This is a genomic window from Psychrobacter sp. CoH-33_TS_01, from assembly GCF_058189395.1.
Genome location: NZ_JBVGQI010000007.1, coordinates 102,543 through 125,784 on the forward strand (window position 1 = coordinate 102,543; position 23,242 = coordinate 125,784).

A 23,242-nucleotide genomic window follows, 5' to 3' on the forward strand; every position below is an offset into this window, starting at 1 on the left:
GTGTATAATACATACCACTAAATTGTATGAGCGCCGCCCACTAAAAAGGCTGTGCGCCATGACAGCTAGAGCATCGATTCTAGCACTGAACACCCTATGCCTTAACTACCTCCTTTAATAATTGGGACGGTCGGTTGGGCTTAAAATTATTTTGCTTTTAGCACGCTGCTGGTTCTATCTAGAATGTTTTAGCCGCTTGAAGTAAATCTTTAACCAAACGGCTTTTGAGCATGCTCTGATTGACAGAGATGACAAAGGCCCATATTAGGAGCTTGCTGGCATGGCTAACCAGAGAATCCGTATCCGACTAAAATCATTTGATCACAGATTGATTGATCAGTCGGCACAAGAGATTGTCGATACCGCAAAGCGCACTGGTGCGCAAGTTTGTGGCCCTGTACCGTTGCCGACTCGCATCGAGCGATTCAACGTTCTAACCTCTCCACACGTCAACAAAGATGCCCGTGACCAATACGAAATCCGTACCCACAAGCGTATGGTTGATATTGTTCAGCCTACCGACAAGACTGTGGATGCGTTGATGAAGTTGGACTTGGCCGCCGGTGTTGACGTTCAAATTGCTTTGGGTTAATCAACTGCTAATTAGCAGTAGCCCAACCCATTAATTGGATATAAAAGAGGTTTAAAATGGCAATCGGTTTAGTCGGTAAAAAATGCGGCATGACCCGTGTCTTCACTGAAGCAGGTGTTTCTATCCCTGTAACCGTGATTGAGGTCGATGCAAACCGCATTACTCAGGTAAAAACTACTGATACAGATGGCTACGAAGCCATCCAAATCACTACAGGCGAGCGCCGTGACAGCCGTGTAACGGCAGCCCAAAAGGGTCACTTCGCTAAAGCTGGCGTAAAAGCTGGTCGTGGTGTTTGGGAGTTTCGTGTTGAGTCAAGCGATCTTGAAGGTCGTGAGATTGGCGGTGAAATCCTAGCTGATTACTTCGAAGAAGGTCAGATGGTTGATGTCACTGGTCAGAGTAAAGGTAAAGGTTTTCAAGGCGGTGTAAAACGTCATAATTTCAGTATGCAAGACGCCACTCATGGTAACTCAGTATCGCATCGTGCGCTGGGTTCTACCGGTCAGAACCAAACCCCTGGTCGTGTTTTCAAAGGCAAAAAAATGCCTGGCCAAATGGGTAATAAGCGTGTGACCGTGCAAGGACTAGAAGTGGTTTCTGTAGACGCCGAAAAGGGTCTGCTCGTCATCAAAGGTGCTATCCCAGGCGCCACTGGTGGTGATGTCATCGTACGTCCGTCAATCAAAGCCTAAGCAAGGGGATTAACGTGAATTTAAAAACAGTTACAGGTGCTGCAGTTGAGCTTTCTGATACGGCTTTTGGTCGTGAATTCAACGAAGCACTAGTGCACCAGGTAGTAACGGCTTATTTGGCCGGTGCTCGCCAAGGTACACGCGCGCAAAAGACCCGTGCAGAAGTATCGGGCGGTGGCAAAAAGCCATGGCGTCAAAAAGGTACGGGCCGTGCTCGTGCTGGTTCTATCCGTGGTCCAATCTGGCGTGGCGGTGGGCGTGCATTTGCAGCCAAGCCACAAGATTGGTCACAGAAAGTTAACCGCAAAATGTACCGCGGTGCTATGCAATGTATCTTGGCAGAACTTATTCGCCAAGACCGTCTGATCTTAGTTGAAGAGATGACTGTTGCTACACCAAAGACCAAAGATCTTATCGCTAAGCTAAAAGACTTGAATGCACCTAAAGCACTAATTATCACCAACAGCGTTGATGAGAACTTGTACTTAGCTGCTCGCAACATTCCACATGTTAATGTCCTAGGCACTGACGAAGTGGATCCAGTGAGCTTGATTGCTTATGAAACAGTAATCATGTCTGTCGAAGCTGCGAAACAATTTGAGGAAGCACTAGCATGAATAACGCAAGACTATATCAGGTCTTAAAAGGCCCTGTCTTCTCAGAAAAATCTCAGATGCTCGGCGACTCACTTGGTGTGCAAGTATTCAAAGTTGATACTAATGCTACTAAGCGTGAAATTAAGAAAGCAGTTGAGTTGATGTTTGATGGTGTTGAAGTTACTCGCGTAAACACGTTGAATGTTAAAGGTAAGACGAAGCGTTTTGGTAAGAGTATTGGCCGTCGTAATGACTATAAAAAAGCCTACGTTACCTTAAAAGCTGGTCAAGATGTACAAATGGCTGATGCTGGTGAGGAAGTAGAAACTACTGCCCCTGCTAGTGAAACAGCGAACAACGAATAAGGATTACACTCATGCCTATCGTAAAAGCAAAGCCAACATCACCTGGCCGCCGTTTTGTTGAAAAAGTGGTGCATCCACACCTTTATAAAGGTCGTCCGTATGCTCCGCTTGTAGAATCAAGAAGCAAGTCAGGTGGTCGTAACAATAATGGCCGTATCACTACTCGTCACATTGGCGGTGGTCATAAGCAACATTATCGTATCATCGACTTCAAACGTACTAAAGATGGTATTCCAGCGACAGTTGAGCGTATCGAATACGATCCAAACCGTACTGCACATATTGCTCTACTTAAGTATGCTGATGGCGAACGCCGTTACATCATCGCTGCTAAAAAATTAGCGGTTGGCGATGCGGTAATGTCTGGTGAGACTTCACCGATTCGTCCAGGTAACTGCCTACCACTGAAGAATATTCCAGTGGGTACTGTGATCCATAATATCGAACTTAAAATCGGTAAAGGCGCACAGATGGCTCGCTCTGCGGGCGCAGCAGTTCAGCTACTAGGCCGTGATGGCACCTACGCTATTTTACGTCTACGTTCAGGCGAAACTCGCCGCGTTCACGTCAACTGCCGTGCTGTTATTGGTGAAGTATCGAATACTGAAAACAACCTAAAATCACTTGGTAAAGCGGGCGCATCACGCTGGCGCGGTATCCGTCCTACGGTACGTGGTACAGCAATGAACCCAGTTGATCACCCACATGGTGGTGGTGAAGGTCGTAATATGGGTAAACATCCAACTAGCCCATGGGGTCAGAAGTCTAAAGGACTTAAAACGCGTCATAATAAGCGTACTGACAGTATGATCATCCGTCGCCGTCGCGCCAAGAAATAAAGGAAAATTTCATGCCTCGTTCATTGAAAAAAGGTCCATTCATCGATGCGCATTTGTTTGCCAAAGTTGAAAAAGCTTTAGACTCAAATTCGCGTAAACCGATCAAAACGTGGTCGCGTCGCTCGATGATTCTGCCACAAATGGTTGGCCTAACGATTTCTGTTCATAATGGCCGTACTCATGTACCTGTCATTGTTAGTGAGCAAATGGTTGGTCACAAACTAGGTGAATTTGCCCCGACTCGCACATATCGCGGTCACGGCATTGACAAAAAAGCTAAAAAATAGGTGCTCATCATGGAAGTAACTGCAAAACTACGCGGTGCCGCCATTTCGGCACAAAAAGTTAGACTTGTCGCCGATGAAGTTCGTGGCAAACCAATCGAACGTGCTTTGGATATTTTGACTTTTAGCAATAAAAAAGGCGCTGTCTTTGTTAAGAAATGCCTTAACTCAGCTATCGCTAATGCCGAAAATAACCACGGCCTAGATATTGATGCTCTTAAAGTATCAACCATCTATGTTGATGAAGGCATCACGCTAAAGCGTATCCTACCACGTGCCAAAGGTCGCGCTGATCGTATCAGCAAGCGTACCTGTCACATCACTATCAAGGTAGGAGAATAACTCATGGGTCAAAAAGTACATCCAATCGGAATCCGTCTTGGTGTTGTCAAAAAGCATAACGCCAACTGGTATGCTGATCCTAAACAGTATTCAGAATACCTAATCAACGACATTCAAGTCCGCACGTTTCTACGTAAGCGTTTAGACAATGCGATGATCAGTGGTATTACCATTGAACGTCCTACTGGCGCTGCTAAAATTACTATCGCTACTGCCCGTCCAGGCATCGTGATCGGTAAAAAAGGCGAAGACATTGAGAAGCTTCAAAAAGAGCTAACCAAAATGATGGGTGTTCCTGCCCAGGTCAATATCGAAGAGATTACCTCTCCTGATCTTGACGCTCGTTTGGTAGCTGATGGTATCGCAAGCCAGCTAGAGCGTCGCGTTATGTTCCGTCGTGCTATGAAGCGCGCAGTACAGAACAGCATGCGCTCTGGTGCCCAAGGTATCAAAGTTGAGCTATCTGGCCGTCTAGGCGGTGCTGAGATTGCTCGTACCGAATGGTACCGTGAAGGCCGTGTGCCATTGCACACGCTACGCGCTGACATTGATTATGCATCAGTTCGTGCCGAAACTACTTATGGTACTATCGGTGTGAAAGTTTGGATTTTCCGTGGGGAAATCCTAGACGGTATGAACAGTGTCTACAATCCCGTCAAAGAAGAGCAGACTCGCGCGCCGAAACGCCGTGGTCGTGGTGGAAACCGTCGAAACTCAGACAGAGGTTAAACTATGTTACAGCCAAAACGTACCAAGTTTCGCAAAATGCACAAAGGTCGTAACACGGGTTTAGCACATCGTGGTAGCACCGTTGCATTTGGCCAAATTGGTCTAAAATCTCTTACGCGTGGCCGTATGACTGCCCGTCAGATCGAAGCAGCCCGTCGTACAATTACTCGTCGTGTTAAACGTGGTGGTAAAATTTGGATCCGTGTCTTCCCAGACAAGCCAATTACCAACAAACCACTTGAAGTGCGTATGGGTAAAGGTAAAGGTCCTGTTGAATATTGGGTTTGCGAAATTAAGCCTGGTAAAATCTTATATGAAATCGAAGGGGTTTCAGAAGAGCTTGCTCGTGAAGCGTTGACGCTAGCAGCAGCTAAGCTACCCTTCAAAACTACCATTGTTAAGCGGACGATAATGTAATGAAGATCAGTGAATTACGAGACAAAACAGTAGAAGAGCTGACCCAGTTACTTGATGAAAAGCAACTTGATGCTTTCCGTATTCGTATGGCTAAAGCAACCGGTCAGTTGGGTGGAACCCATGAAGTCAAAAGCAATCGTCGTATGATTGCTAGCATTAAGACTTTGATTAACGAGAAACAACGAGGCGACGCATGAGCGAAAACAATCAAACTAGCCAAGATGTTGGCATGGTAACTGGTAGAGTTGTCAGTAACAAAATGGACAAATCTATCACCGTATTGGTTGAGCGTAAAGTTCGTCACCCGTTGTACGGCAAGCAACTACGCCGCTCTACCAAAATTAAAGCACACGATGAAGACAATGTTTGCCAACAAGGCGATCTAGTTCGAATCAAAGAGACACGACCAATCTCGAAAACTAAAGCATGGACTTTAGTAGACGTACTCGAGACTGCCGTTAAAATTTAAGTAAATTGCAATTAAAGTCGGAAGCTGTTAAACTAGCCGCCTTTTTATACAAAGGTCGCCCGCCCTCATTTATCTTAATCTATGCGAATGCTAGAGAGGGTAGAGCGCGGCAGTGGATGGCTTTTTTTGCTCATACGTTTGGAGTAACGCAATGATTCAGACTGAAAGTATGCTGGAAGTTGCAGACAACAGCGGTGCAAGACGTGTTCAGTGTATTAAAGTACTGGGCGGGTCACATCGTCGTTATGCATCAGTTGGCGATATCATTAAAGTAACCGTAAAAGAAGCTATTCCTCGTGGCCGCGTCAAAAAAGGCGATGTCATGAATGCAGTAGTCGTCCGTACCAAAAAAGGCGTGCGCCGTCCCGATGGCTCAGTCATTCGTTTTGACGATAACGCAGCTGTTTTGTTAAACCAAAACAAAGCGCCGATTGCAACTCGTATTTTTGGACCGGTAACTCGTGAACTACGTGGTGATCAGTTTATGAAAATTGTATCACTAGCACCAGAAGTACTGTAGAGGTAACCCATGGCTAAATTACGTAAAGGCGATTCGGTAATTGTTATTGCTGGTAAAGACAAAGGCAAACAAGGTACCGTTTTAGCTGTTAAAGCGGATCGCATTAAAGTTGAAGGCATTAATATTGTCACTAAACATCAGAAGCCTAACCAGGCAGCTGGCGTTGAAGGCGGCATCATTAAGCAAGAAGCTTTCCTGCATATTTCTAATGTCGCATTATATAATGCGCAAACCCAAAAAGCAGATCGTGTATCTTACCAAACTGGCGAAGACGGCGTTAAAAACCGTGTTTACCGTTCAAATGGTGAAGTTGTTGCGACTGCGTAAGACACTAAGGGTGTAATGGTAATGGCAAGATTAAAATCTTTATATAACGACCAACTCAAGCAACAAATTAAAGAAGAGCTTGGTTTAGACAATGTGATGCAAGTACCGAAAATTACTAAGATCACATTGAATATGGGTGTTGGCGGCGCATCTCAAGACAAGAAATTGCTTGAAGGCGCAGTGGCAGACATGACCGCTATTGCCGGTCAAAAGCCAGTCATCACTAAAGCTCGTAAATCTATTGCTGGATTTAAGATTCGTGAAGAATGGCCTATCGGCTGTAAAGTAACGCTACGCGGTGAGCAGATGTACGAGTTTTTAGATCGTCTCGTTGCCATTGCGATTCCACGTATCCGTGACTTCCGTGGTTTTTCACCGAAAGCATTTGATGGCCGTGGTAACTACTCTTTGGGCATCAAAGAACAAATCGTATTCCCAGAAGTAGAATATGACAAGATTGATCGTCTTCGTGGTCTTGATGTCACTATCACTACCTCAGCGGAAACTGATGAGCAAGGTCGTGCGTTACTTAAAGCTTTCGGCTTCCCATTTAAATAAGGTAAAGACGTTATGGCAAAGAAGAGCATGATTAATCGCGAATTGAAACGCGAAAAAATGGTTGCTAAATATGCTGAACAGCGTATTAAGCTAAAAAGCATCATCAGTGATTCAAATGCAAGCGATGAAGAACGTATGGACGCAATGTTAGAGCTACAAGCTCTTCCACGCAACTCATCACCAGTTCGTCTGCGCAACCGCTGTGCAATCACTGGTCGTCCTCACGGTTACTTCCGCAAGTTTGGCTTATCACGTAATATGTTACGTGAACGTGTCATGCAAGGCGATGTGCCTGGTGTTCGTAAAGCTAGCTGGTAAGGAGTAATTACATGAGTATGCAAGATACAGTCGCGGATATGTTAACGCGTATTCGTAACGGTCAAATGGCTAATAAAGTCACCGTTGAAATGCCAAGCTCTAACCTACGTAAGTCAATTGCTGACTTGCTAGTTAGTGAAGGTTTTGTATCGTCTGCTTCTATCACTGAAGAAGACAATAACAAAGCTACATTATCTGTTGAACTTAAGTACTATCAAGGCAAGCCGGTTATTGAAAGCATCCAACGCTTCAGCCGTCCTGGTCTTCGTCAGTACCGCGGTAAAGATGCGATTCCTACAGTGAAGCAGGGTATGGGTGTGGCAATCGTCTCAACCAGCCAAGGCATCATGAGTGATCGTGCTGCACGCGCAGCCGGCATCGGCGGTGAAATCATCGCGTTTGTTGCTTAAGCCAACTACATAATATATTTTCTAGATTTACGCCAAGCGTAAGTCTAGAAACGAAAGTCTATTGACCAACTTCTCACAGTTTAAGAGTTTTAATTAATAATAGTGCGATTATTGAGTATGGTTGAATGGATCGCTAGTAAGTAGTTATTAGCCAACCACCCCTATATCAGTTACGTTACTGCTATTAAATTATCCTCTACTGCTTGTCTCAATATCACCTTTATCGATTTATTTTAAATAAATAGCTAAAATGATAGCGATAGATGAATAGCCTCTAGTGAAAAGTTGGATCAATTATGCTAAACTAGCCGGCTTTTCGCCCGTTAGTTTTTTCGCAAATCTACAGTCGTTAATTTTTTTAAGTTCTTTTTTTAAGGAAACTCCTATGTCTCGTGTGGCTAAAGCCCCAGTGACGCTGCCTAAAGGCACTAGCGTTACTTTGAACGGTCAGCAGGTCGAAGTTAAAGGCAAGAATGGTACTTTGTCTTTACGCCTGCATGATTTGGTCGAGCTGAAACAGGAAGAAGATACATTACTTCTCTCACCTGTCAAAGACTCTAAAGACGCAATGATGCACACTGGTACTATGCGTTCACTATTGAACAACATGGTCCAAGGTGTCTCAGAAGGTTTTGAGCGTCGTCTTCAGCTAATCGGCGTTGGTTATCGTGCAAACGTTGCCGGTAACAAAGTAAACCTAAACGTAGGTTATTCACACCCTGTTGAATACACTCTACCTGAAGGTGTGACTGCTGAAACCCCTACTCAAACTGAAATTATTTTGAAATCAAATGATAAGCAGCAGTTAGGTCAAGCAGCGGCTAAGATCCGTGGTTTCCGTCCACCAGAGCCATATAAAGGCAAAGGTATTCGCTATAGCGACGAACATGTAGTTCGTAAAGAAGCTAAGAAAAAATAAGGTGAGATGAAATGTTTGATAAAAAAGCAGCTCGTCTGCGTCGAGCTAAGAAAACCCGTGCCCACATCCGCCATCTTGCAGTCCATCGCTTGACGGTTAATCGCACACCAAGACATATCTATGCACAGATTATCTCTCCAACTGGTGGTGAAGTGATCGCGCAAGCCTCTACATTAGATGGCACATTGCGTTCAGGCGCCACAGGTAATATCGATGCCGCCACTTCAGTGGGCGCGTTGATCGCTGAACGTGCAAAAGCAGCTGGTATCACTAAAGTTGCCTTTGATCGTAGCGGTTTTAAATATCACGGTCGAGTAAAAGCCCTTGCGGAATCTGCTCGCGAAAACGGATTGGAGTTTTAATCATGGCTAAAGTTGAACAATCAGACGGTTTAGTAGAGCGCTTAGTTACGGTTGATCGTGTTGCTAAAGTTGTGAAAGGTGGTCGTATTTTCTCTTTCACCGCACTAACTGTAGTTGGTGATGGTAATGGTCGTGTTGGCTTTGGTCGTGGTAAAGCACGTGAAGTTCCAGCCGCTATTCAAAAAGCTTTAGAAGCTGCCAAACGTAATATGATTACGGTCGAGCTTGACGGTGTGACATTATTCCACCCGATCAAAGCCCGTCATGGCGCCAGCAAAGTATTGATGCAACCAGCCTCTGAAGGTACTGGTGTAATCGCTGGTGGCGCAATGCGTGCAGTATTAGAAGTCGCGGGCGTTAAAGACGTCTTGACTAAATGTTATGGTTCTACCAACACTGCTAACGTAGTTCGTGCGACGTTTAACGGTTTACGTGATATGTCAACTCCTGAACAGATGGCAGCAAAACGTGGTAAATCTGTAGACGAAATTTTGGGCTAAGCTTAACTAGGTGAGTTACGATGAAAACAATGAAAGTCACTCAAATTAAATCGGGTGCCCATCGCCTTAAGAGCCACAAAGCGTGCTTGAAAGGATTGGGATTACGCCGTATTAGACATACTGTAGAAGTTGAAGATACGCCTTCTACTCGTGGTATGGTTAATCGCATCAACTACATGGTAAAAGTGGAGGACGCGTAATGGGTCTTAAATTAAATGAATTATCGCCAGCACCAGGTTCTAAGAAAACTGCACAGCGCAAGGGCCGTGGTATCGGTTCTGGCCTTGGTAAAACTGGTGGTCGTGGTGTAAAAGGCCAGAAGTCACGTTCAGGCTCTAGCATCGGTGCCGGCTTTGAAGGCGGTCAAATGCCTTTATACCGTCGTCTTCCTAAGTTTGGTTTTACCAGTCAAATGGCTATGACCACTGCTGAAGTACGTCTGTCTGAGCTTAATAAAGTTGAAGGCGATGTGATCAGCGTTGCAACTTTGAAAGCGGCTAACATCATTCGTCATGACATGAAGCGTGCGCGCATCATCTTGTCTGGCGAAGTTAAAAAAGCTTACACTTTCCAAGGTGTTAAAGTGACTAAAGGCGCTAAAGAAGCCATCGAAGCTGCTGGCGGCAAGATTGAAGAGCTAGCAAGCGAGGAGTAAGACCGTGGCTAAACAATCGATGACCTCATCGGGTATCCCGCTCAACCCTATAGCTTTTATTCGTAAATACGATGAGCTGTGGAGTAGAATGCTGTTTTTGATCGGTGCATTGATTGTTTATCGCTTGGGGTCTCATATTCCCGTACCGGGCATTAACCCCGTCAATCTGGCGGATTTATTCTCACGTAATGAGAATACCATCCTCAGTATGTTCAATATGTTCTCTGGCGGGGCACTCGAGCGGATGTCAATCATGGCGCTCGGTATTATGCCGTATATCTCGGCCTCTATTATCGTGCAGATGATGTCAGCAGTACTGCCTTCACTAGAAGCGTTAAAGAAAGAAGGTGAAGCGGGGCGGCGTAAACTGAATAAGTATACCCGTCAAGGTACGCTAGCATTAGCCCTAGTACAGTCTCTTGGGATGAGTGCAGGTCTAATCAGCCAGAATCTGACATTATCTACCGGTCTCACATTTTACATTCCGGCAGTGACCTCTTTAGTCGCTGGAGCGATGTTCCTAATGTGGCTCGGTGAGCAGATTACAGAACGCGGTGTTGGTAATGGCATCTCGATGCTAATTTTTGCCAGTATCGTCGCCGGTATGCCCGGCATGATTTCGCAGTCTATTGAGCAGGTCAATCAGGGTCAGATGAATCTGATTGTGCTATTTATCTTTGTGGTATTAGGAGTTGCAGTTACCGCCGGTATTGTTTATATCGAACGTGCCCAGCGCCGAGTACCAGTGAATTATGCACAAAAGCAGCAGCAAGGTCGTAAGATTTATGCGCAGCAGCAGTCGCATTTGCCACTAAAGATTAATATGGCCGGGGTTATCCCAGCTATTTTCGCCAGTTCGTTATTGTTATTTCCAGCGAGTCTTGGGCAGTGGGTAGGGCATTCAAGTGATCCTACCTTAGTGCAAAAGATTCTACAGAATATAGCGCTAGTCCTGTCACCAGGACAGCCGTTATATTTAGTGCTCTTTGGTGCGATGATTATCTTCTTCTGCTATTTCTATACCGCATTAGTCTTTAGTCCGCGTGAAGTGGCTGAAAACCTTAAACGTAGTGGCGCTTATATCCCTGGTATTCGTCCCGGACAGCAAACGCAGCGTTACTTGGATCACGTGTTAAATAGGTTGACCTTTATTGGTGCTATTTACATGACCGTGATTTGCTTAATGCCGATGATTATTCAGTCTTCCTTTGGAGTGCCATTTCACTTAGGTGGTACGTCATTACTTATTATGGTCGTTGTGGTAATGGATTTCATCTCCCAGATGCAAGCGCATTTGATGACCCATCAATACCATGACCAGACGTTAATTCAGTCACCAGCTCAGTAGTTGCTTTATATTTATAGCTTGCTTGTTATCATTAAGGGTAGGCTATAATATTAGAGTAATCTCAGGGTCGATGGCTATTCTAGGAGAATGCTATGAAAGTTCAAGCATCAGTTAAAAAGATTTGTGGCAGCTGCAAAGTAGTGCGTCGTAAAGGTCGCGTTCATGTAATCTGCAAAGCAGAACCTCGTCACAAACAGCGTCAAGGCTAATCTAGAGTCAGCACTCTTTTAAGAGGACTACTCTTTAGTACTTGATATTTAAGGGCGGATGCGATATCATCCGCCACTTGCCGTGGTTATACCCTTTTTTAGTTGTGTTTACAGTTAAAATTAAGGGTGTGATTAGCGATAAATCTGAAGAATAAATGTACCAATACGGCTTCACTTCTATAAGTTAGTTGGTCACTTTATTTTTCGTTAATGGAGAGAAATCAATGGCTCGTATTGCCGGCGTAAACATCCCGGATAATAAGCATGCTGTGATTTCACTAACTTACATTTTTGGTATAGGCCGTACCACTTCTAAGGCTATCTTAGAAGCTGTTGGCATCGCTCCTACTACTAAAATCAGTCAGTTAGATGATTCACAATTAGATGCTGTCCGTGCACAAGTAGCAAATTACATGACTGAAGGTGATCTTCGTCGTGAAGTGTCAATGAATATCAAGCGTTTAGTTGATCTTGGTTGTTACCGTGGCATCCGCCATCGTCGTAACCTACCAGTAAGAGGTCAGAACACCAAGAACAACGCTCGTACTCGTAAGGGTCCGACACGCCCTCTCAAAAGATAATTAACTTAGGAAGCTAAAAGATGGCAAAAGACACTCGCAGTCGCAAAAAGGTGACTCGTCGTTCAGTATCGGAGGGCGTAGCCCATATCCATGCGTCTTTTAATAACACCATTGTAACTATTACCGATCGTCAAGGTAATGCTTTGGCTTGGGCCACCGCTGGTGGGCAAGGCTTCCGCGGTTCACGCAAATCTACACCATTCGCGGCTCAGGTCGCAGCTGAAGTTGCTGGTAAAGCAGCTCAAGAATATGGTGTTAAGAATGTCGACGTTTTGGTCAAAGGACCAGGACCGGGTCGTGAGTCTGCGGTAAGAGCACTAGGTGCATTGGGTTATAAAATTAACAGCATTTCGGATGTTACCCCAATTCCACACAATGGTTGCCGTGCGCCCAAAAAGCGCCGCGTCTAATATTAAAGACGAAGCTTTTATACAATTTATACTTTTATACTATCTATGTATAGAAAGCTGAAGGAGACAGTTACATGGCCCGTTATATTGGACCAAAGTTAAAACTATCACGTCGCGAAGGCACAGACCTTGGTCTGAAGTCTGGCGTAAAACCGTACGACGTAAAAACGAAGAAATCAGCTCGTCCACCAGGTCAACATGGTGTTAGCCGTAATAAGAGCTCAGAGTATTCTTTACAGCTACGTGAAAAACAAAAAGTTAAGCGTATGTATGGCGTGTTAGAGCGTCAGTTCGCTAACTACTATAAAGAAGCAGCACGTATGCGTGGCGCTACAGGTGAAAACCTGCTAGTTATGCTAGAACGCCGCTTAGACAACGTTGTTTATAAGATGGGCTTTGGCTCAACTCGTGCTGAAGCACGTCAGTTGGTCAGTCACCGTTCAGTTATGATCAAGAAAGCCGGTCGTGACGAGTTTGTACGTGTGAACATTCCTTCTATTCAAGTTCAAGATGGTGATGTCATCGCTATCCACGAAAAAGCCAAAGAGCAACTACGTATTTCGAACGCTATCGAACTAGCTACGCAACGTGGTATCCCTGAATGGTTAGACGTGGATCACAGCAAAAAAGAAGGCACGTTTAAAAATGCTCCAGATCGTATTGATCTGCCAGCAGAAATTAACGAAAGCTTAATTGTTGAGCTGTACTCTAAATAATTGACGTTCATATTATTATTTAACTATATCGAGGTGACATCATGATGCTAAATGCAACTGAGTTTCTAACGCCGAATGCCATTAACGTGGACACGGTTAATGAAACGATTGCGAAAGTCACGCTCGAACCGTTAGAACGCGGCTTTGGGCATACCCTCGGGAATGCTCTTCGTCGTATTTTATTGTCTTCATTACCTGGTGCGGCAGTCATTGAAGCTGAGATTGATGGTGTAAACCATGAGTACTCAACTTTAGAAGGCCTGCAAGAAGATGTGCTTGATCTGCTTCTTAATTTGAAGGGATTGGCCATCACCTTGCATGATCAGAATGAAGTATTTTTGACCTTGGATAAACAAGGTCCAGGTATCATTACTGCAGCAGATATTGAGCTACCTCATAATGTCGAAATTATCAACCCTGAGTTGGTATTGGGTACTTTGAGTGATCGTGGCCATCTTAAGATGCGCCTGCGTGTGGTTATGGGTCGTGGCTATGAGCCAGCCAATCAACGTCGTGAAGATGGCGACACCAAAGCTATTGGTCGTCTAAAGCTGGATGCCAGCTTTAGCCCAGTACTTCGGGTAGCTTATCAAGTTGAAAATGCGCGTGTCGAACAGCGTACGGATCTTGATAAACTGATTGTTGAGCTTGAGACTAACGGCACTATCGATCCAGAAGAAGCAATTCGTAAAGCGGCCACTATCCTGCAACAACAGATTTCTATCTTTGTTGACTTAGAAGCCGAAGAAGCGCCTGAGCCTGTAAAAGAAAAAGAAGAGGTTGACCCTGTGCTTCTACGCCCAGTGGACGATCTTGAACTAACGGTTCGCTCAGCCAACTGTTTAAAAGCTGAAAACATTTACTACATCGGTGATTTGGTACAACGTTCAGAGACTGAACTGCTTAAAACCCCAAATCTTGGTAAGAAATCATTAACAGAAATCAAGGACGTATTAGCGTCTAAAGATTTAGAGCTGGGAATGCGCCTTGATAACTGGCCACCAGCTGACTTACGTGTTGATGATCGTTTCTCTTATCGTAGCCGTTAAACTTTAAGGATATTTGACCATGCGACATCGTAAGAGTGGAGTCAAGCTGGGTCGTACCGGCAGTCATCGCAAAGCTATGTTCCAGAACATGACCAATTCACTATTTGAGCATGAACTGATTAAGACCACAGTACCAAAAGCTAAAGAGCTTCGCCGTGTTGCTGAGCCATTAATCACGCTAGCGAAAGAAGACTCAGTGGCTAACCGCCGTTTAGCCTTCAGCCGTATGCGTAGTAAAGCAATGGTTGGCAAACTGTTCAGTACTTTAGCTCCGCGCTATCAGAACCGTCCAGGCGGTTACATCCGCATCATCAAATGCGGTAACCGCGATGGTGATAATGCGCCGATGGCTTATGTAGAACTAGTTGATCGTGACTAATTTTACCGCTTAATGTATTTGTTCCATAAAAAATCCCCAATTCTGATATTGGGGATTTTTTGTTTCCTATTTAAATCCCCCTCTTGCGAAGCAGTGCTTTTCACCTTTGCGAAAGTGGGACTTGCTCCCTCCCTTTTCTAAAGGGAGGGCTGGGGTGGGATTTGCTTCTTTCCTTCTCTAAAAGGAAGGCTGAGGTAGGATTTATCGTATTTTATTTTGAATTTATACCAATTCGCTAACATCGGCAGCACCCTGACGGATAATCTCCGCACGGCTGCTAGTCATATCGACAATGGTAGTGAGCTTAGTCGTTTTAATACCGGCATTAATCAGGCCATCGACTAGGCTGCCGAGACGCTCTTCAATCTCGAAGGGGTCGTCCATGACGATATCTTCGCCCGGCAGCATTAATGAGCTGGTCAAGATGGGCTCTCCCATGGCTTCTAATAAAGCTTGCGCGATAGGGTTACTCGGTACGCGGATACCAATGGTTTTTTTCTTAGGATGCGCCAGTTTTTTCGGCACGTCTTTGGTCGCGGGTAAAATGAAGGTGATCGGGGCTGGGGTGTGGGCTTTTAATTGTTTAAACTGCATGTTATCTACCGTGGCATAGTTAGCGATTTCGCTTAAGTCGCGGCACAGTAGGGTAAATTGGTGCTTATCATCGAGCTGACGCACTAGTTTGAGTTGTGCTAAGGCATCTTTAGCGCCCAAGCGGCAGCCAAAAGCATAGCTGGTGTCGGTAGGGTAGATGAGTAATTTATCGTTGGCTAGCAGTTGGGCAGCTTGCTCGATAAGACGAGGTTGGGGGTTTTCCGGGTGAATATACAAAACTTGCATAACGGCTCCTTAATAGTGGCTCACTTTACTTATTACTATTTTTAGTCATAACGCTTATTATTGTCCTAGCTTGCTTTTTAACTGGCTGGGTACCTATTTAGCTAGCTTGCTACTGTCCTTATAGGCTTCTAGCATAGCACTCTGCTGCGCCTATAACGTTAGTAGAGTCGTTAATATAGCCACTAATTTTGTACTGAGATAAAAGTGGTTTTACCCACAGACTGTTAGTAAGACAGCGAGTAAACGTTGGGCATCGCGAGGTAGGGTAGCGGATTGATCAATATAGTGTTGGGCTTGTTCGTAGACATCTTGAGCAAAGGTACTTTGACTGGTATCAAAGTCCGCGAATAGATTGTCCTGTGACACCCTAAAGGGCCGCTGACAGGCTAGGGTAAATAAGCACTCTAAGGCTTGCGGTTTAATTTCTACCTGCTCAAAAGCCTGCTGTTGGGCCTCATTGCGGCCATCGGCAGCATACCAGTAACCGTAATCGACTAAGGTGCGCCGCTGCTGCCCTGCGATACACCAATGGCTGATTTCATGCAGCGCACTGGCAAAAAATCCATGGGCGAAGACGATTTGCGCAGGGGTGTTGGTAGTGGCAGGAAAGTATTCAGGCTCATGGTCTCCGCGTACTAACACTGTATTCTGTTGAGCGAAAGTCGTGTTAAAGAGCTCGATAAGCCAATCGGTTAACTGCTGCTCTTTTATAGCATGGTCCTGTAGAGTACCGTTAGATAGCGTAGTCTCTGAATAGACGGTGCTATTACTAGGAGCGTTTACAGCTTGCCACTGTGCAGTCATCTTAGCAATCCAGGTGTCAGCTAAGCGTGAGTGGCGAGTTGCGCCGACAGCTTGTTCAGAAACAGGTTGCTCAGTAGCCGTTTGCTCAGTAGTGGCAAGGACTCGCTCATTAAGCTGCTCACGTAGCGCGTGTCTGATTGGGCTGGTTAGTAAGCGTTCGTAGGCTATGGTAGGGTCGTGCAGGAGGTGGGTAGACATACCGGATAGACATCTCTAAAAGGGTCGAAAACAACGGTTAGGAACTAAGGCGTAGCGTATCACTAGAGCGCGTAAATAAGCCCTCATTAATGAGTACTTATCAATGAGTATCCATCAATCAGTACTCGTAAATAAGCGCTCATACCCCAATAGTAACAAGGTACTGCTAGAGGCCGCATGAATAGTTCGGTAGTATAGCAAAATTACAATTTATTAGTTAAGTGTGCAGATAAGGGGCAAATTATGCCAGAGCAAGATAAAACAGTAGCAGCGACACCGCCAGCAGCCGTCACGGCAAAAGACGGTATTTCTACCCAATTACCCAAGCGCGTCTCGTTAGATAAATGGGCAGATATTGGCTTTAGTTGGGAAGGTCAGATGATGCCCGAGGAGTTCGAGCGTCTACAAACTATGCTCACAGATGAGCATGAGCAAGCGCCTATTAAGATTACCACCACGCTATCTCGCAGCAGTAATGTTTTAGCGCTGTACTTTGAGTTGACCGGTTCAGTTTGGTTGACCTGTCAGCGTTGCCTACAACCTGTGAATGTAGATCTCTCAGGCACGCATAACATCGCTTTGTTAGAAGATGAGGCACAAGCAAATCTATTAGATGAAGAAGATGATCATTTACTGTTAGAAGAAGTGGCTTTTAAAGACGGTCACGATACTTATCTGCCGCTTGAGCGTTTGATTGAAGACGAGATTCTATTGAAGACCCCGTTGTCGCCAAAGCACGATGATTGCGAAATGGAAGTTGAGCAAGTGGGCGAAATTGAAGAGTTTGAGGAAGAGAGCCCTTTTGCCGCTTTAGCCGCCCTTAAAGGCAAGCTGTCCTCTTAAGTTGGCTTGCGATAATAAGCGAATACATTTATTATCGCTCGTGGGTAAACTGGCGGTTAAGATTAGACTTTATTAATTAGATAAACATGCGTATAATGGCGGGTTTATTGCATTCAGGTAAGCGCATTGTCGTGATATTCAGCGCGTGATACCACCTATTTATTTTATTTTTTAGTGATGCGCTGGCGGTAGGAGGTTTGTCCTATTTGCCCAAATTCAGTAGCTTTATCGCCTTGAGCGAAGGACTACATCGCATTACTTATCGTACAGGAGCTATCTCATGGCTGTTCAAAAAAGTCGTAAAAGCCGTTCACGTCGTGACATGCGTCGTTCACATCACCACATGGAAGTTGCTGAATTAAGCATCGACAGCACCACTGGTGAAAAGCATCGTCGTCACCACATGACTAAAGATGGTTTTTATCGTGGTCGTCAGTTGTTTAAAGTTAGCCAAGACGACTAATCTAGCATTTAGCTAGTAGTTATTATTGTTTGTGATAGTCCTAGCATCTATAGGGTGACAATTATGTCATCCATATTAACTATATACAGTTAATCGATTAGATGCCAGGTTATATCAGGGAAGAGGGTATCGATACTTTGTCGGTATCTGCTGTTGGTAAGGTAGTATCAAGTTGTGGTTTTAGATTGGTTTAGGCCAATTTTCATATATTTCGCCCAAAGGTTTTTATAATTTTTCTATAAGCTATTTCTATAAATAGTAGAGTTTTATAACTGCCTTTATCTTAGCGAGTTTATTATGACGATCCTCGTATCGGCCCGGTTGGTAGCTAGCTTGCCCTGAGACCTTCCCATAGAGCCAAGTTATTGAGTTATCACTTTATAGGATACTCAATAGCTTGGCTTTTTTATTAGCTCAGCCCTGAACAAATAGATAGGGTAAAAATAGATAGATGCTATAAATAGCAGTATAATAGTACACTTGTAGGCTCACTTTATAGCGATAAGCGGCGTTTATTCATAGGGCTGTCATAAGTGCGGTCGACAGATAGGGATATCTAATATTTGACCACGATTGTCCTGTGGTGATACCCTCATTAGTCTTCTAGCACTCGCAATTATCTCAATAACTACTGTTTTACCTATCCAGTGCTGACCTTAACTCTAAAGACTTGCCCCTATGTAATTTCTAGAGGGTAGTAGTTCAATGACCAATCTTTAATTACAGATATTTAGTATTTATTCTATTGCGCGATAGGTCACTTGATCTATGGCGCAGTTATTCATCTAATTAAGCGTATTAAGAGAGACAGGATTATGGCGTCTGCAGCAGATATGACCTCGCATCCCCGCACGGCAGTTATTTTCCCAGGCCAAGGCTCCCAAGTATTAGGGATGCTCCAAGAGTTGGCGGAGCAATATCCAGAGATTTTGGAGACCTTTACTGAGGCCAGTAAGACTATCGATGTGGATCTGTGGGAGGTATGCCAAGACGAAGAGCGCCTGGCGATGACTCAATATACCCAACCCGCCTTATTGACCGCTAGTATTGCTATTTGGCGAATCCTCCAACCAAAAATTGCTACGCCTTGCTACCTTGCGGGACACTCGCTAGGGGAATATAGTGCGTTATGTGCAGCGGGTGTGATACAGTTTACAGATGCAGTTCCGCTCGTCTATCAGCGCGGTCAATTGATGCAAGCTGCGGTCGAAGGCATCCCGACGGCTATGGCGGCAGTACTAGGGTTAGAAGACCAGTGTGTGGTGACCTTATGTGAGCAGGCCAATGAAATCGTCGAGGGCGCTGTGGTGAATGCGGCTAACTTTAACAGCCCAGGCCAAGTGGTGATCTCTGGTAACCAGTCTGGGGTTGAAAAGGTTATTGATAATGTCCAAAGTACGGGCAAAAAAGCCATTCCACTAAAGGTTAGCGTGCCTTCGCATTGCGATTTAATGCAGCCAGCCAGCAACGAGTTGGCGAAGTCATTGGATAAAATCAGCTTTTCCATGCCCACCATTCCTGTGATTCAAAACCGTCATGCTCGCGTTGAGCAGACGAGTGCCGATATTAAAACGGCATTAACAGAGCAATTGTGTGAGCCTGTATTGTGGTCAAAGACCATGAAAGTCATGTCAGACAAGCAAATTACCCGCTTGATTGAGTGTGGTAGCGGCAACGTTTTGAGTAATTTGGCCAAGCGTCAAGCGACGCCTATTCCTAGCTACCCAACGGATAAGCCGGTACGCTTAGATAAATTATTAGAGGAACTGCTATGAGTCGTAATATTACCTTAGTCACTGGCGCTAGCCGTGGTATCGGTAAAGCCATTGCTAAACGCTTTGCGAAAGAAGGTCATTTCGTTATCGGTACCGCGACGACTGAAAAGGGCGCGACGGCTATTGATGAATACTTACATGATACCGGCGGGATTGGCCGAGTATTAGATGTGCGTGACCAAGAGCAAATCGACAAATTATTTGAAGAAATAGAAAGTGTCTACGGCGCCGTACAAGTCCTGGTAAATAATGCCGGTATGACGCAAGATGGTCTGCTTATGCGGATGAAAGATGAAGATTGGGATAGTGTTATTCAGACTAACCTAACCGCAATTTATCGTATGAGTAAGCGTGCTGTTCGCGGTATGATGAAGGCGCGTCGCGGTCGTATTATTAATATTACCTCGGTCGTAGCACAAATGGGCAATGCGGGTCAGTCAAACTATGCGGCCAGTAAAGCGGGCGTGGAAGGCTTTAGTCGTACGCTAGCGCGTGAAATTGGCTCGCGTCAGGTCACTATTAACTGTGTGGCGCCTGGTCTTATCGAAACAGATATGACGGATGAGCTGGACGAACGCCTACTAAACTCTATGCTAGACGCTGTACCTATCGGACGTTTGGGCCAGCCTGAAGATGTGGCGGCTGCCGTAACCTTTTTGGCCAGTGATGAAGCCAGCTATATTACAGGAGCCGTTATTCCTGTTAACGGTGGCATGTATATGTAAAGTTATATATAATTCCTGCGTGCACAAGTGTAAACTATATAATTTAGTGCTATAATTTCCACATAGAAACACAGAATATTAGACGTTATATTTCATAAACTTGAGATTATTTACCAGCTAGCGTTTTTTATTTCTCCCTACATTTTTATTTATCCGAAGTTTTATTACCATAAATTGGAGTGGTCCCTATGAGCAATGATATCGAACTAAGAGTAAAAACTGCCGTTGCTGAGCAGCTAGGCGTAAATGTTGAAGACATCAAGAACGAAGCGTCTTTCATGGAAGATTTAGGAGCAGATTCACTAGATCTAGTGGAACTTGTTATGTCTTTTGAGAGCGATTTTGGTATCACTATCCCTGATGAAGACTCAGCGGAATTGACTACTGTACAGAAAGCAGTTGATTACGTACAAAAGCACGTATAATTGCTATTTAGTCTAGCTGGCTAAGTTAAATCGTCAGCTCTTGTACTAAATGAAAGCCGCCATCATTTGATAGGCGGTTTTTTTTGCTCTATAAAAACTGATTATAGTTACGCGCAGTAGCGTTATCATTACAGGGCTGCCCTTAAAAGAGCTTTTGACTACGAAAATAGGGAAATGGCTACGAAAATAGGAAACTGTGCAAAAACAAGTAACAATATTCAACATTGCACGGGTATTCAAAGCAAACAACTTTGCTATACTAAATCGCAGTTAGGTTGATGACCTAAGTAGTGGAGCTAATCAAAGGAAGCAAAAATTAGGTCACTGTTTAAGTCGCTGCAAGTCAGTTACGAGTGAGGGTATTCTGTATAAAAGAAGACGTCGCTAATAATTGATAACTAAGACATAACGCACTTCAGTAGCTCATTGCTTGCTGCTGTTTACTTCCAAAAATCAAAAATAATGTTAACTTCAGGAGAAATTCATGGGAATTTTTAGTTTTGCAAAAGATATCGGTGATAAAATTTTTAACCGTGACGATGACAAGCATCAAGCCAACGTAGAAACCAAAGCTGATGCCGCCACACCAGCAGCAACGACTGAGCCTTCAGCTCAATCAGTAGCGAACCTATTATTACGTCGTATTCAGCAACAAAACCTGAATATCACTGACCTTAAAGTAAAATATAACGGCAGCTCAGATACTGCTGAAATCAGTGGTAAAGCGAAGACTCAAGCGGATCGTGAAAAAGCCATTATCGCTATTGGTAATGTACAAAACGTCGCTAAAGTTATCGATAACATCTCAATTGAAGAAGATGCTCCAGAATCTACTATGTACACAGTTAAATCTGGCGATTCATTGTCTAAAATTGCTAAAGAAGTATATGGTGATTCAGGCGATTACAACAAAATCTTTGAAGCTAATAAGCCTATGCTATCTGATCCAAACAAAATCTATCCTGGCCAAGTTTTACGTATTCCTAAGCCATAAGACTGATTTTTCTGCTAGCTCTTTTAAGGCAACTTATTCAAATTAAGTTAGTTTGTTAAAGAGACTGCTCAGTGAAATCAATTAGCATGATAAAAAAGACCTCTTACTTTAAGAGGTCTTTTTTTGTGCCTGTTGTTTAACAGCTAGCAGATAAATCTAATAGATTACCCATTAATGATTACGCTAGCTTAGCTTGCTGCTCCGCTATCGCCCAATCGATATGCTCATCTAGCATCTCACCGTGCTGGCCTCGGCGTGCGTTTAAAGCAGTGATAACTAGGGTGTTAGGGGTAGCATTGCCCAAACCAATCGCGATATTACGTAAGAAATTAAGATAGCCACTACGTCTTAGTGGGCTACCTTGAGTAGCCTCTAAGAAGCTCGACTCCTCCCACTGCCAAAGCTCCATTAAAGTAATCTGATCGAGGCGATGGCGCGGTTGGAAATCGTCAATTTTGCTCAGATTGGCATAACGGTTCCAGGGACAAATCAGCTGGCAATCATCACAACCGAACACACGATTACCAATGGCGCGGCGGTACTTTATATCGATGCTGCCTTTGTGCTCAATGGTCAGATAAGAGATACAGGCGGCCGCATTGAGCTCATGCGGGGCGATGATGGCTTGAGTAGGGCAGATGTCAATACAAGCGCTACAACTGCCACAGTGTGGCGAAACAGGTTCATCTTCGGGTAATAATAGACTGATAAACAGCTCGCCCAATACAAAAAAAGAACCCGCTTGTTTATTGAGCAATAACGTGTGCTTGCCTGTCCAACCAAGACCGGCGGCATCCGCGATAGGGCGCTCAAAGATAGGCGCTGAATCGCTAAATGGGCGGAAAACAAAGGGATTATGGGCTTCGATATTGAGATGTTGCCACTGTGGCAGCATCTCCTCGATACGTTGAGCCAAGGTTTTAAGCCGCCCGCGCATGGTTTTATGATAATCCCGACCCCGTGCATAACGAGCAATAATAGCGTGATTGGGTCGGTCATTGTCCTCCACACGACGGGGTTGTGGTGCGGCGGTTAAGTAATCCATCCTCACGCTGATAATCGTCTTTGCACCCTCAACCAATTGGGCCGGATTCGCCCGCAAATCATGGTTATTGTGCATAAACTCGAGCTGACCTTCATAGCCTTTGGCCAACCACGCTTTAAGCTGTTCGATTTGTTTCTTGAATAGCGGATGGTGCACAGAGAGAAAGCCGCAATCCCCAAAGCCCAGCTCTATGGCCGTGCTATGAATCCAAGCTTTAACCGACGCCGCATCGGGAAACGGCTCAGTAGTTTGGGCAGTTAAGGTAGACGTGGCGGTATCGGATTGGCTGACCTGCGGGTAGGTGTCTTTTGACAATGGAAAAGCCTTGATTATAAAGTGAGATAGCGTTATTTAAATAATAGGTAATAGCGGATTTACCTAAGATACGATTACTATGATAGAAGCTATATATTGCAGAATTATACGAGTCGAGCTCAGTTGAGCGGGATACTATATGATAGACGATAAGCCATAAAAGATAAATGATTGCCCTGAGTTAAGGCTCTAGCGCTTTTTATTAATCTCATTGTTTTGTTCTGCT

At 44.6% G+C, this 23,242-nt stretch carries 37 protein-coding genes; 34 read left to right on the forward strand and 3 right to left on the reverse strand.

Annotated elements, in window-relative coordinates; genetic code table 11:
* The first annotated feature begins 280 nt into the window (after positions 1-280).
* The 28 genes from rpsJ (at position 281) to rplQ (ending at position 14,589) form a co-directional block, all read left to right on the forward strand.
* A complete protein-coding gene (gene rpsJ, locus ACZ2XM_RS11505) occupies positions 281-592 on the forward strand; it encodes a 30S ribosomal protein S10 (protein WP_010196670.1) in 312 nt (103 codons plus the stop codon).
* Positions 593-648: 56 nt separating this feature from the next.
* On the forward strand, positions 649-1,287 hold the full coding sequence (gene rplC, locus ACZ2XM_RS11510; RefSeq protein ID WP_490589278.1) for a 50S ribosomal protein L3: 639 nt from the start codon (positions 649-651) through the stop codon (positions 1,285-1,287).
* A 14-nt stretch (positions 1,288-1,301) separates the two neighbouring features.
* Positions 1,302-1,904, forward strand: coding sequence for a 50S ribosomal protein L4 (rplD, locus tag ACZ2XM_RS11515; protein ID WP_490589277.1), 603 nt, complete (start codon positions 1,302-1,304; stop codon positions 1,902-1,904).
* Complete coding sequence (gene rplW, locus ACZ2XM_RS11520; RefSeq protein ID WP_490589276.1) at positions 1,901-2,248, forward strand: 50S ribosomal protein L23; 348 nt, start codon at positions 1,901-1,903, stop codon at positions 2,246-2,248. The genes rplD and rplW overlap by 4 nt, the downstream gene beginning before the upstream one ends.
* 11 nt (positions 2,249-2,259) lie before the next feature.
* Positions 2,260-3,087 (forward strand): 50S ribosomal protein L2, encoded by an 828-nt coding sequence (rplB, locus tag ACZ2XM_RS11525; RefSeq protein ID WP_490589275.1) that lies wholly within the window; start codon positions 2,260-2,262, stop codon positions 3,085-3,087.
* An 11-nt stretch (positions 3,088-3,098) separates the two neighbouring features.
* Positions 3,099-3,374 (forward strand): 30S ribosomal protein S19, encoded by a 276-nt coding sequence (gene rpsS / locus ACZ2XM_RS11530; protein WP_490589274.1) that lies wholly within the window; start codon positions 3,099-3,101, stop codon positions 3,372-3,374.
* A 9-nt stretch (positions 3,375-3,383) separates the two neighbouring features.
* The gene (gene rplV / locus ACZ2XM_RS11535; protein ID WP_201497758.1) at positions 3,384-3,713 is read left to right on the forward strand and encodes a 50S ribosomal protein L22; all 330 of its coding nucleotides are present in this window, start codon (positions 3,384-3,386) and stop codon (positions 3,711-3,713) included.
* Positions 3,714-3,716: 3 nt separating this feature from the next.
* Positions 3,717-4,442, forward strand: coding sequence for a 30S ribosomal protein S3 (gene rpsC / locus ACZ2XM_RS11540; protein ID WP_490589273.1), 726 nt, complete (start codon positions 3,717-3,719; stop codon positions 4,440-4,442).
* Between the two features lie 3 nt (positions 4,443-4,445).
* Positions 4,446-4,859 (forward strand): 50S ribosomal protein L16, encoded by a 414-nt coding sequence (rplP, locus tag ACZ2XM_RS11545; protein WP_490589272.1) that lies wholly within the window; start codon positions 4,446-4,448, stop codon positions 4,857-4,859.
* On the forward strand, positions 4,859-5,056 hold the full coding sequence (gene rpmC, locus ACZ2XM_RS11550) for a 50S ribosomal protein L29 (RefSeq protein ID WP_201497755.1): 198 nt from the start codon (positions 4,859-4,861) through the stop codon (positions 5,054-5,056). Before rplP ends, rpmC begins: the two co-directional genes overlap by 1 nt.
* Entirely contained in the window at positions 5,053-5,328 is a 276-nt protein-coding gene (gene rpsQ, locus ACZ2XM_RS11555) for a 30S ribosomal protein S17 (RefSeq protein ID WP_490589271.1), read from the forward strand. Before rpmC ends, rpsQ begins: the two co-directional genes overlap by 4 nt.
* Before the next feature lie 151 nt (positions 5,329-5,479).
* The gene (gene rplN / locus ACZ2XM_RS11560; RefSeq protein ID WP_169393464.1) at positions 5,480-5,848 is read left to right on the forward strand and encodes a 50S ribosomal protein L14; all 369 of its coding nucleotides are present in this window, start codon (positions 5,480-5,482) and stop codon (positions 5,846-5,848) included.
* A gap of 9 nt (positions 5,849-5,857) precedes the next feature.
* The gene (rplX, locus tag ACZ2XM_RS11565) at positions 5,858-6,175 is read left to right on the forward strand and encodes a 50S ribosomal protein L24 (protein ID WP_490589270.1); all 318 of its coding nucleotides are present in this window, start codon (positions 5,858-5,860) and stop codon (positions 6,173-6,175) included.
* Positions 6,176-6,196: 21 nt separating this feature from the next.
* Positions 6,197-6,733, forward strand: coding sequence for a 50S ribosomal protein L5 (rplE, locus tag ACZ2XM_RS11570; protein WP_490589269.1), 537 nt, complete (start codon positions 6,197-6,199; stop codon positions 6,731-6,733).
* A 12-nt stretch (positions 6,734-6,745) separates the two neighbouring features.
* On the forward strand, positions 6,746-7,051 hold the full coding sequence (rpsN, locus tag ACZ2XM_RS11575) for a 30S ribosomal protein S14 (RefSeq protein WP_201497751.1): 306 nt from the start codon (positions 6,746-6,748) through the stop codon (positions 7,049-7,051).
* An 11-nt stretch (positions 7,052-7,062) separates the two neighbouring features.
* The gene (gene rpsH, locus ACZ2XM_RS11580; RefSeq protein ID WP_490589268.1) at positions 7,063-7,461 is read left to right on the forward strand and encodes a 30S ribosomal protein S8; all 399 of its coding nucleotides are present in this window, start codon (positions 7,063-7,065) and stop codon (positions 7,459-7,461) included.
* Positions 7,462-7,846: 385 nt separating this feature from the next.
* A complete protein-coding gene (gene rplF / locus ACZ2XM_RS11585; protein ID WP_490589267.1) occupies positions 7,847-8,380 on the forward strand; it encodes a 50S ribosomal protein L6 in 534 nt (177 codons plus the stop codon).
* A gap of 11 nt (positions 8,381-8,391) precedes the next feature.
* On the forward strand, positions 8,392-8,742 hold the full coding sequence (gene rplR / locus ACZ2XM_RS11590; RefSeq protein ID WP_490589266.1) for a 50S ribosomal protein L18: 351 nt from the start codon (positions 8,392-8,394) through the stop codon (positions 8,740-8,742).
* 2 nt (positions 8,743-8,744) lie between these two features.
* Positions 8,745-9,242, forward strand: a complete 498-nt coding sequence (gene rpsE, locus ACZ2XM_RS11595) for a 30S ribosomal protein S5 (RefSeq protein ID WP_490589265.1) — start codon at positions 8,745-8,747, stop codon at positions 9,240-9,242.
* 20 nt (positions 9,243-9,262) lie between these two features.
* On the forward strand, positions 9,263-9,442 hold the full coding sequence (rpmD, locus tag ACZ2XM_RS11600) for a 50S ribosomal protein L30 (RefSeq protein ID WP_201497746.1): 180 nt from the start codon (positions 9,263-9,265) through the stop codon (positions 9,440-9,442).
* Positions 9,442-9,897, forward strand: coding sequence for a 50S ribosomal protein L15 (gene rplO / locus ACZ2XM_RS11605; RefSeq protein WP_490589264.1), 456 nt, complete (start codon positions 9,442-9,444; stop codon positions 9,895-9,897). Before rpmD ends, rplO begins: the two co-directional genes overlap by 1 nt.
* A gap of 19 nt (positions 9,898-9,916) precedes the next feature.
* Positions 9,917-11,245 carry a preprotein translocase subunit SecY gene (secY, locus tag ACZ2XM_RS11610; RefSeq protein ID WP_490589345.1) on the forward strand — a complete coding sequence of 443 codons (1,329 nt, stop codon included), beginning with the start codon at positions 9,917-9,919 and terminating at the stop codon, positions 11,243-11,245.
* Between the two features lie 92 nt (positions 11,246-11,337).
* A complete protein-coding gene (gene rpmJ, locus ACZ2XM_RS11615) occupies positions 11,338-11,454 on the forward strand; it encodes a 50S ribosomal protein L36 (RefSeq protein WP_201497744.1) in 117 nt (38 codons plus the stop codon).
* Between the two features lie 224 nt (positions 11,455-11,678).
* Entirely contained in the window at positions 11,679-12,035 is a 357-nt protein-coding gene (gene rpsM, locus ACZ2XM_RS11620; protein WP_490589263.1) for a 30S ribosomal protein S13, read from the forward strand.
* Positions 12,036-12,055: 20 nt separating this feature from the next.
* Positions 12,056-12,445 (forward strand): 30S ribosomal protein S11, encoded by a 390-nt coding sequence (gene rpsK / locus ACZ2XM_RS11625; protein WP_131668158.1) that lies wholly within the window; start codon positions 12,056-12,058, stop codon positions 12,443-12,445.
* 74 nt (positions 12,446-12,519) lie between these two features.
* Positions 12,520-13,161, forward strand: a complete 642-nt coding sequence (rpsD, locus tag ACZ2XM_RS11630; protein WP_201497742.1) for a 30S ribosomal protein S4 — start codon at positions 12,520-12,522, stop codon at positions 13,159-13,161.
* Positions 13,162-13,202: 41 nt separating this feature from the next.
* Complete coding sequence (locus ACZ2XM_RS11635) at positions 13,203-14,210, forward strand: DNA-directed RNA polymerase subunit alpha (RefSeq protein ID WP_201497741.1); 1,008 nt, start codon at positions 13,203-13,205, stop codon at positions 14,208-14,210.
* Positions 14,211-14,229: 19 nt separating this feature from the next.
* The gene (gene rplQ, locus ACZ2XM_RS11640; RefSeq protein ID WP_490589262.1) at positions 14,230-14,589 is read left to right on the forward strand and encodes a 50S ribosomal protein L17; all 360 of its coding nucleotides are present in this window, start codon (positions 14,230-14,232) and stop codon (positions 14,587-14,589) included.
* Positions 14,590-14,811: 222 nt separating this feature from the next.
* Here rplQ and ACZ2XM_RS11645 read toward each other — a convergent pair whose 3' ends face one another.
* Both ACZ2XM_RS11645 and ACZ2XM_RS11650 read right to left on the reverse strand, forming a co-directional pair.
* Entirely contained in the window at positions 14,812-15,429 is a 618-nt protein-coding gene (locus ACZ2XM_RS11645) for an L-threonylcarbamoyladenylate synthase (RefSeq protein ID WP_490589261.1), read from the reverse strand.
* Between the two features lie 210 nt (positions 15,430-15,639).
* The gene (locus ACZ2XM_RS11650) at positions 15,640-16,431 is read right to left on the reverse strand and encodes an elongation factor P hydroxylase (protein ID WP_490589260.1); all 792 of its coding nucleotides are present in this window, start codon (positions 16,429-16,431) and stop codon (positions 15,640-15,642) included.
* 243 nt (positions 16,432-16,674) lie between these two features.
* On the opposite strand from ACZ2XM_RS11650, the gene ACZ2XM_RS11655 reads away from it, so the two are divergent.
* The 6 genes from ACZ2XM_RS11655 to lysM all read left to right on the forward strand — a co-directional run bounded on the left by ACZ2XM_RS11655 (position 16,675) and on the right by lysM (position 21,656).
* Positions 16,675-17,274: a YceD family protein gene (locus ACZ2XM_RS11655; protein WP_490589259.1), complete on the forward strand. Its 600-nt coding sequence runs from the start codon at positions 16,675-16,677 to the stop codon at positions 17,272-17,274.
* A gap of 280 nt (positions 17,275-17,554) precedes the next feature.
* Positions 17,555-17,737, forward strand: coding sequence for a 50S ribosomal protein L32 (gene rpmF / locus ACZ2XM_RS11660; protein WP_201497737.1), 183 nt, complete (start codon positions 17,555-17,557; stop codon positions 17,735-17,737).
* Between the two features lie 815 nt (positions 17,738-18,552).
* On the forward strand, positions 18,553-19,512 hold the full coding sequence (fabD, locus tag ACZ2XM_RS11665) for an ACP S-malonyltransferase (RefSeq protein WP_490589258.1): 960 nt from the start codon (positions 18,553-18,555) through the stop codon (positions 19,510-19,512).
* Positions 19,509-20,237 (forward strand): 3-oxoacyl-ACP reductase FabG, encoded by a 729-nt coding sequence (fabG, locus tag ACZ2XM_RS11670; protein ID WP_490589257.1) that lies wholly within the window; start codon positions 19,509-19,511, stop codon positions 20,235-20,237. The genes fabD and fabG overlap by 4 nt, the downstream gene beginning before the upstream one ends.
* Before the next feature lie 188 nt (positions 20,238-20,425).
* Positions 20,426-20,662, forward strand: coding sequence for an acyl carrier protein (acpP, locus tag ACZ2XM_RS11675; RefSeq protein WP_490589256.1), 237 nt, complete (start codon positions 20,426-20,428; stop codon positions 20,660-20,662).
* Positions 20,663-21,146: 484 nt separating this feature from the next.
* A complete protein-coding gene (gene lysM, locus ACZ2XM_RS11680) occupies positions 21,147-21,656 on the forward strand; it encodes a peptidoglycan-binding protein LysM (protein WP_490589255.1) in 510 nt (169 codons plus the stop codon).
* A 178-nt stretch (positions 21,657-21,834) separates the two neighbouring features.
* On the opposite strand, the gene queG is transcribed toward lysM, so the two are convergent.
* Positions 21,835-23,016 (reverse strand): tRNA epoxyqueuosine(34) reductase QueG, encoded by a 1,182-nt coding sequence (gene queG / locus ACZ2XM_RS11685; protein WP_490589254.1) that lies wholly within the window; start codon positions 23,014-23,016, stop codon positions 21,835-21,837.
* Positions 23,017-23,242: the final 226 nt, after the last annotated feature.

Coding starts and splice junctions, on each gene's coding strand:
- rpsJ (WP_010196670.1), top strand. CDS start 281: ATGGCTAACCAGAGAATCCGTATCCGACTAAAATCATTTGATCACAGA.
- rplC (WP_490589278.1), top strand. CDS start 649: ATGGCAATCGGTTTAGTCGGTAAAAAATGCGGCATGACCCGTGTCTTC.
- rplW (WP_490589276.1), top strand. CDS start 1,901: ATGAATAACGCAAGACTATATCAGGTCTTAAAAGGCCCTGTCTTCTCA.
- rplB (WP_490589275.1), top strand. CDS start 2,260: ATGCCTATCGTAAAAGCAAAGCCAACATCACCTGGCCGCCGTTTTGTT.
- rpsS (WP_490589274.1), top strand. CDS start 3,099: ATGCCTCGTTCATTGAAAAAAGGTCCATTCATCGATGCGCATTTGTTT.
- rplV (WP_201497758.1), top strand. CDS start 3,384: ATGGAAGTAACTGCAAAACTACGCGGTGCCGCCATTTCGGCACAAAAA.
- rpsC (WP_490589273.1), top strand. CDS start 3,717: ATGGGTCAAAAAGTACATCCAATCGGAATCCGTCTTGGTGTTGTCAAA.
- rplP (WP_490589272.1), top strand. CDS start 4,446: ATGTTACAGCCAAAACGTACCAAGTTTCGCAAAATGCACAAAGGTCGT.
- rpmC (WP_201497755.1), top strand. CDS start 4,859: ATGAAGATCAGTGAATTACGAGACAAAACAGTAGAAGAGCTGACCCAG.
- rpsQ (WP_490589271.1), top strand. CDS start 5,053: ATGAGCGAAAACAATCAAACTAGCCAAGATGTTGGCATGGTAACTGGT.
- rplN (WP_169393464.1), top strand. CDS start 5,480: ATGATTCAGACTGAAAGTATGCTGGAAGTTGCAGACAACAGCGGTGCA.
- rplX (WP_490589270.1), top strand. CDS start 5,858: ATGGCTAAATTACGTAAAGGCGATTCGGTAATTGTTATTGCTGGTAAA.
- rplE (WP_490589269.1), top strand. CDS start 6,197: ATGGCAAGATTAAAATCTTTATATAACGACCAACTCAAGCAACAAATT.
- rpsN (WP_201497751.1), top strand. CDS start 6,746: ATGGCAAAGAAGAGCATGATTAATCGCGAATTGAAACGCGAAAAAATG.
- rpsH (WP_490589268.1), top strand. CDS start 7,063: ATGAGTATGCAAGATACAGTCGCGGATATGTTAACGCGTATTCGTAAC.
- rplF (WP_490589267.1), top strand. CDS start 7,847: ATGTCTCGTGTGGCTAAAGCCCCAGTGACGCTGCCTAAAGGCACTAGC.
- rplR (WP_490589266.1), top strand. CDS start 8,392: ATGTTTGATAAAAAAGCAGCTCGTCTGCGTCGAGCTAAGAAAACCCGT.
- rpsE (WP_490589265.1), top strand. CDS start 8,745: ATGGCTAAAGTTGAACAATCAGACGGTTTAGTAGAGCGCTTAGTTACG.
- rpmD (WP_201497746.1), top strand. CDS start 9,263: ATGAAAACAATGAAAGTCACTCAAATTAAATCGGGTGCCCATCGCCTT.
- rplO (WP_490589264.1), top strand. CDS start 9,442: ATGGGTCTTAAATTAAATGAATTATCGCCAGCACCAGGTTCTAAGAAA.
- secY (WP_490589345.1), top strand. CDS start 9,917: ATGACCTCATCGGGTATCCCGCTCAACCCTATAGCTTTTATTCGTAAA.
- rpmJ (WP_201497744.1), top strand. CDS start 11,338: ATGAAAGTTCAAGCATCAGTTAAAAAGATTTGTGGCAGCTGCAAAGTA.
- rpsM (WP_490589263.1), top strand. CDS start 11,679: ATGGCTCGTATTGCCGGCGTAAACATCCCGGATAATAAGCATGCTGTG.
- rpsK (WP_131668158.1), top strand. CDS start 12,056: ATGGCAAAAGACACTCGCAGTCGCAAAAAGGTGACTCGTCGTTCAGTA.
- rpsD (WP_201497742.1), top strand. CDS start 12,520: ATGGCCCGTTATATTGGACCAAAGTTAAAACTATCACGTCGCGAAGGC.
- ACZ2XM_RS11635 (WP_201497741.1), top strand. CDS start 13,203: ATGATGCTAAATGCAACTGAGTTTCTAACGCCGAATGCCATTAACGTG.
- rplQ (WP_490589262.1), top strand. CDS start 14,230: ATGCGACATCGTAAGAGTGGAGTCAAGCTGGGTCGTACCGGCAGTCAT.
- ACZ2XM_RS11645 (WP_490589261.1), bottom strand. CDS start 15,429: ATGCAAGTTTTGTATATTCACCCGGAAAACCCCCAACCTCGTCTTATC.
- ACZ2XM_RS11650 (WP_490589260.1), bottom strand. CDS start 16,431: ATGTCTACCCACCTCCTGCACGACCCTACCATAGCCTACGAACGCTTA.
- ACZ2XM_RS11655 (WP_490589259.1), top strand. CDS start 16,675: ATGCCAGAGCAAGATAAAACAGTAGCAGCGACACCGCCAGCAGCCGTC.
- rpmF (WP_201497737.1), top strand. CDS start 17,555: ATGGCTGTTCAAAAAAGTCGTAAAAGCCGTTCACGTCGTGACATGCGT.
- fabD (WP_490589258.1), top strand. CDS start 18,553: ATGGCGTCTGCAGCAGATATGACCTCGCATCCCCGCACGGCAGTTATT.
- fabG (WP_490589257.1), top strand. CDS start 19,509: ATGAGTCGTAATATTACCTTAGTCACTGGCGCTAGCCGTGGTATCGGT.
- acpP (WP_490589256.1), top strand. CDS start 20,426: ATGAGCAATGATATCGAACTAAGAGTAAAAACTGCCGTTGCTGAGCAG.
- lysM (WP_490589255.1), top strand. CDS start 21,147: ATGGGAATTTTTAGTTTTGCAAAAGATATCGGTGATAAAATTTTTAAC.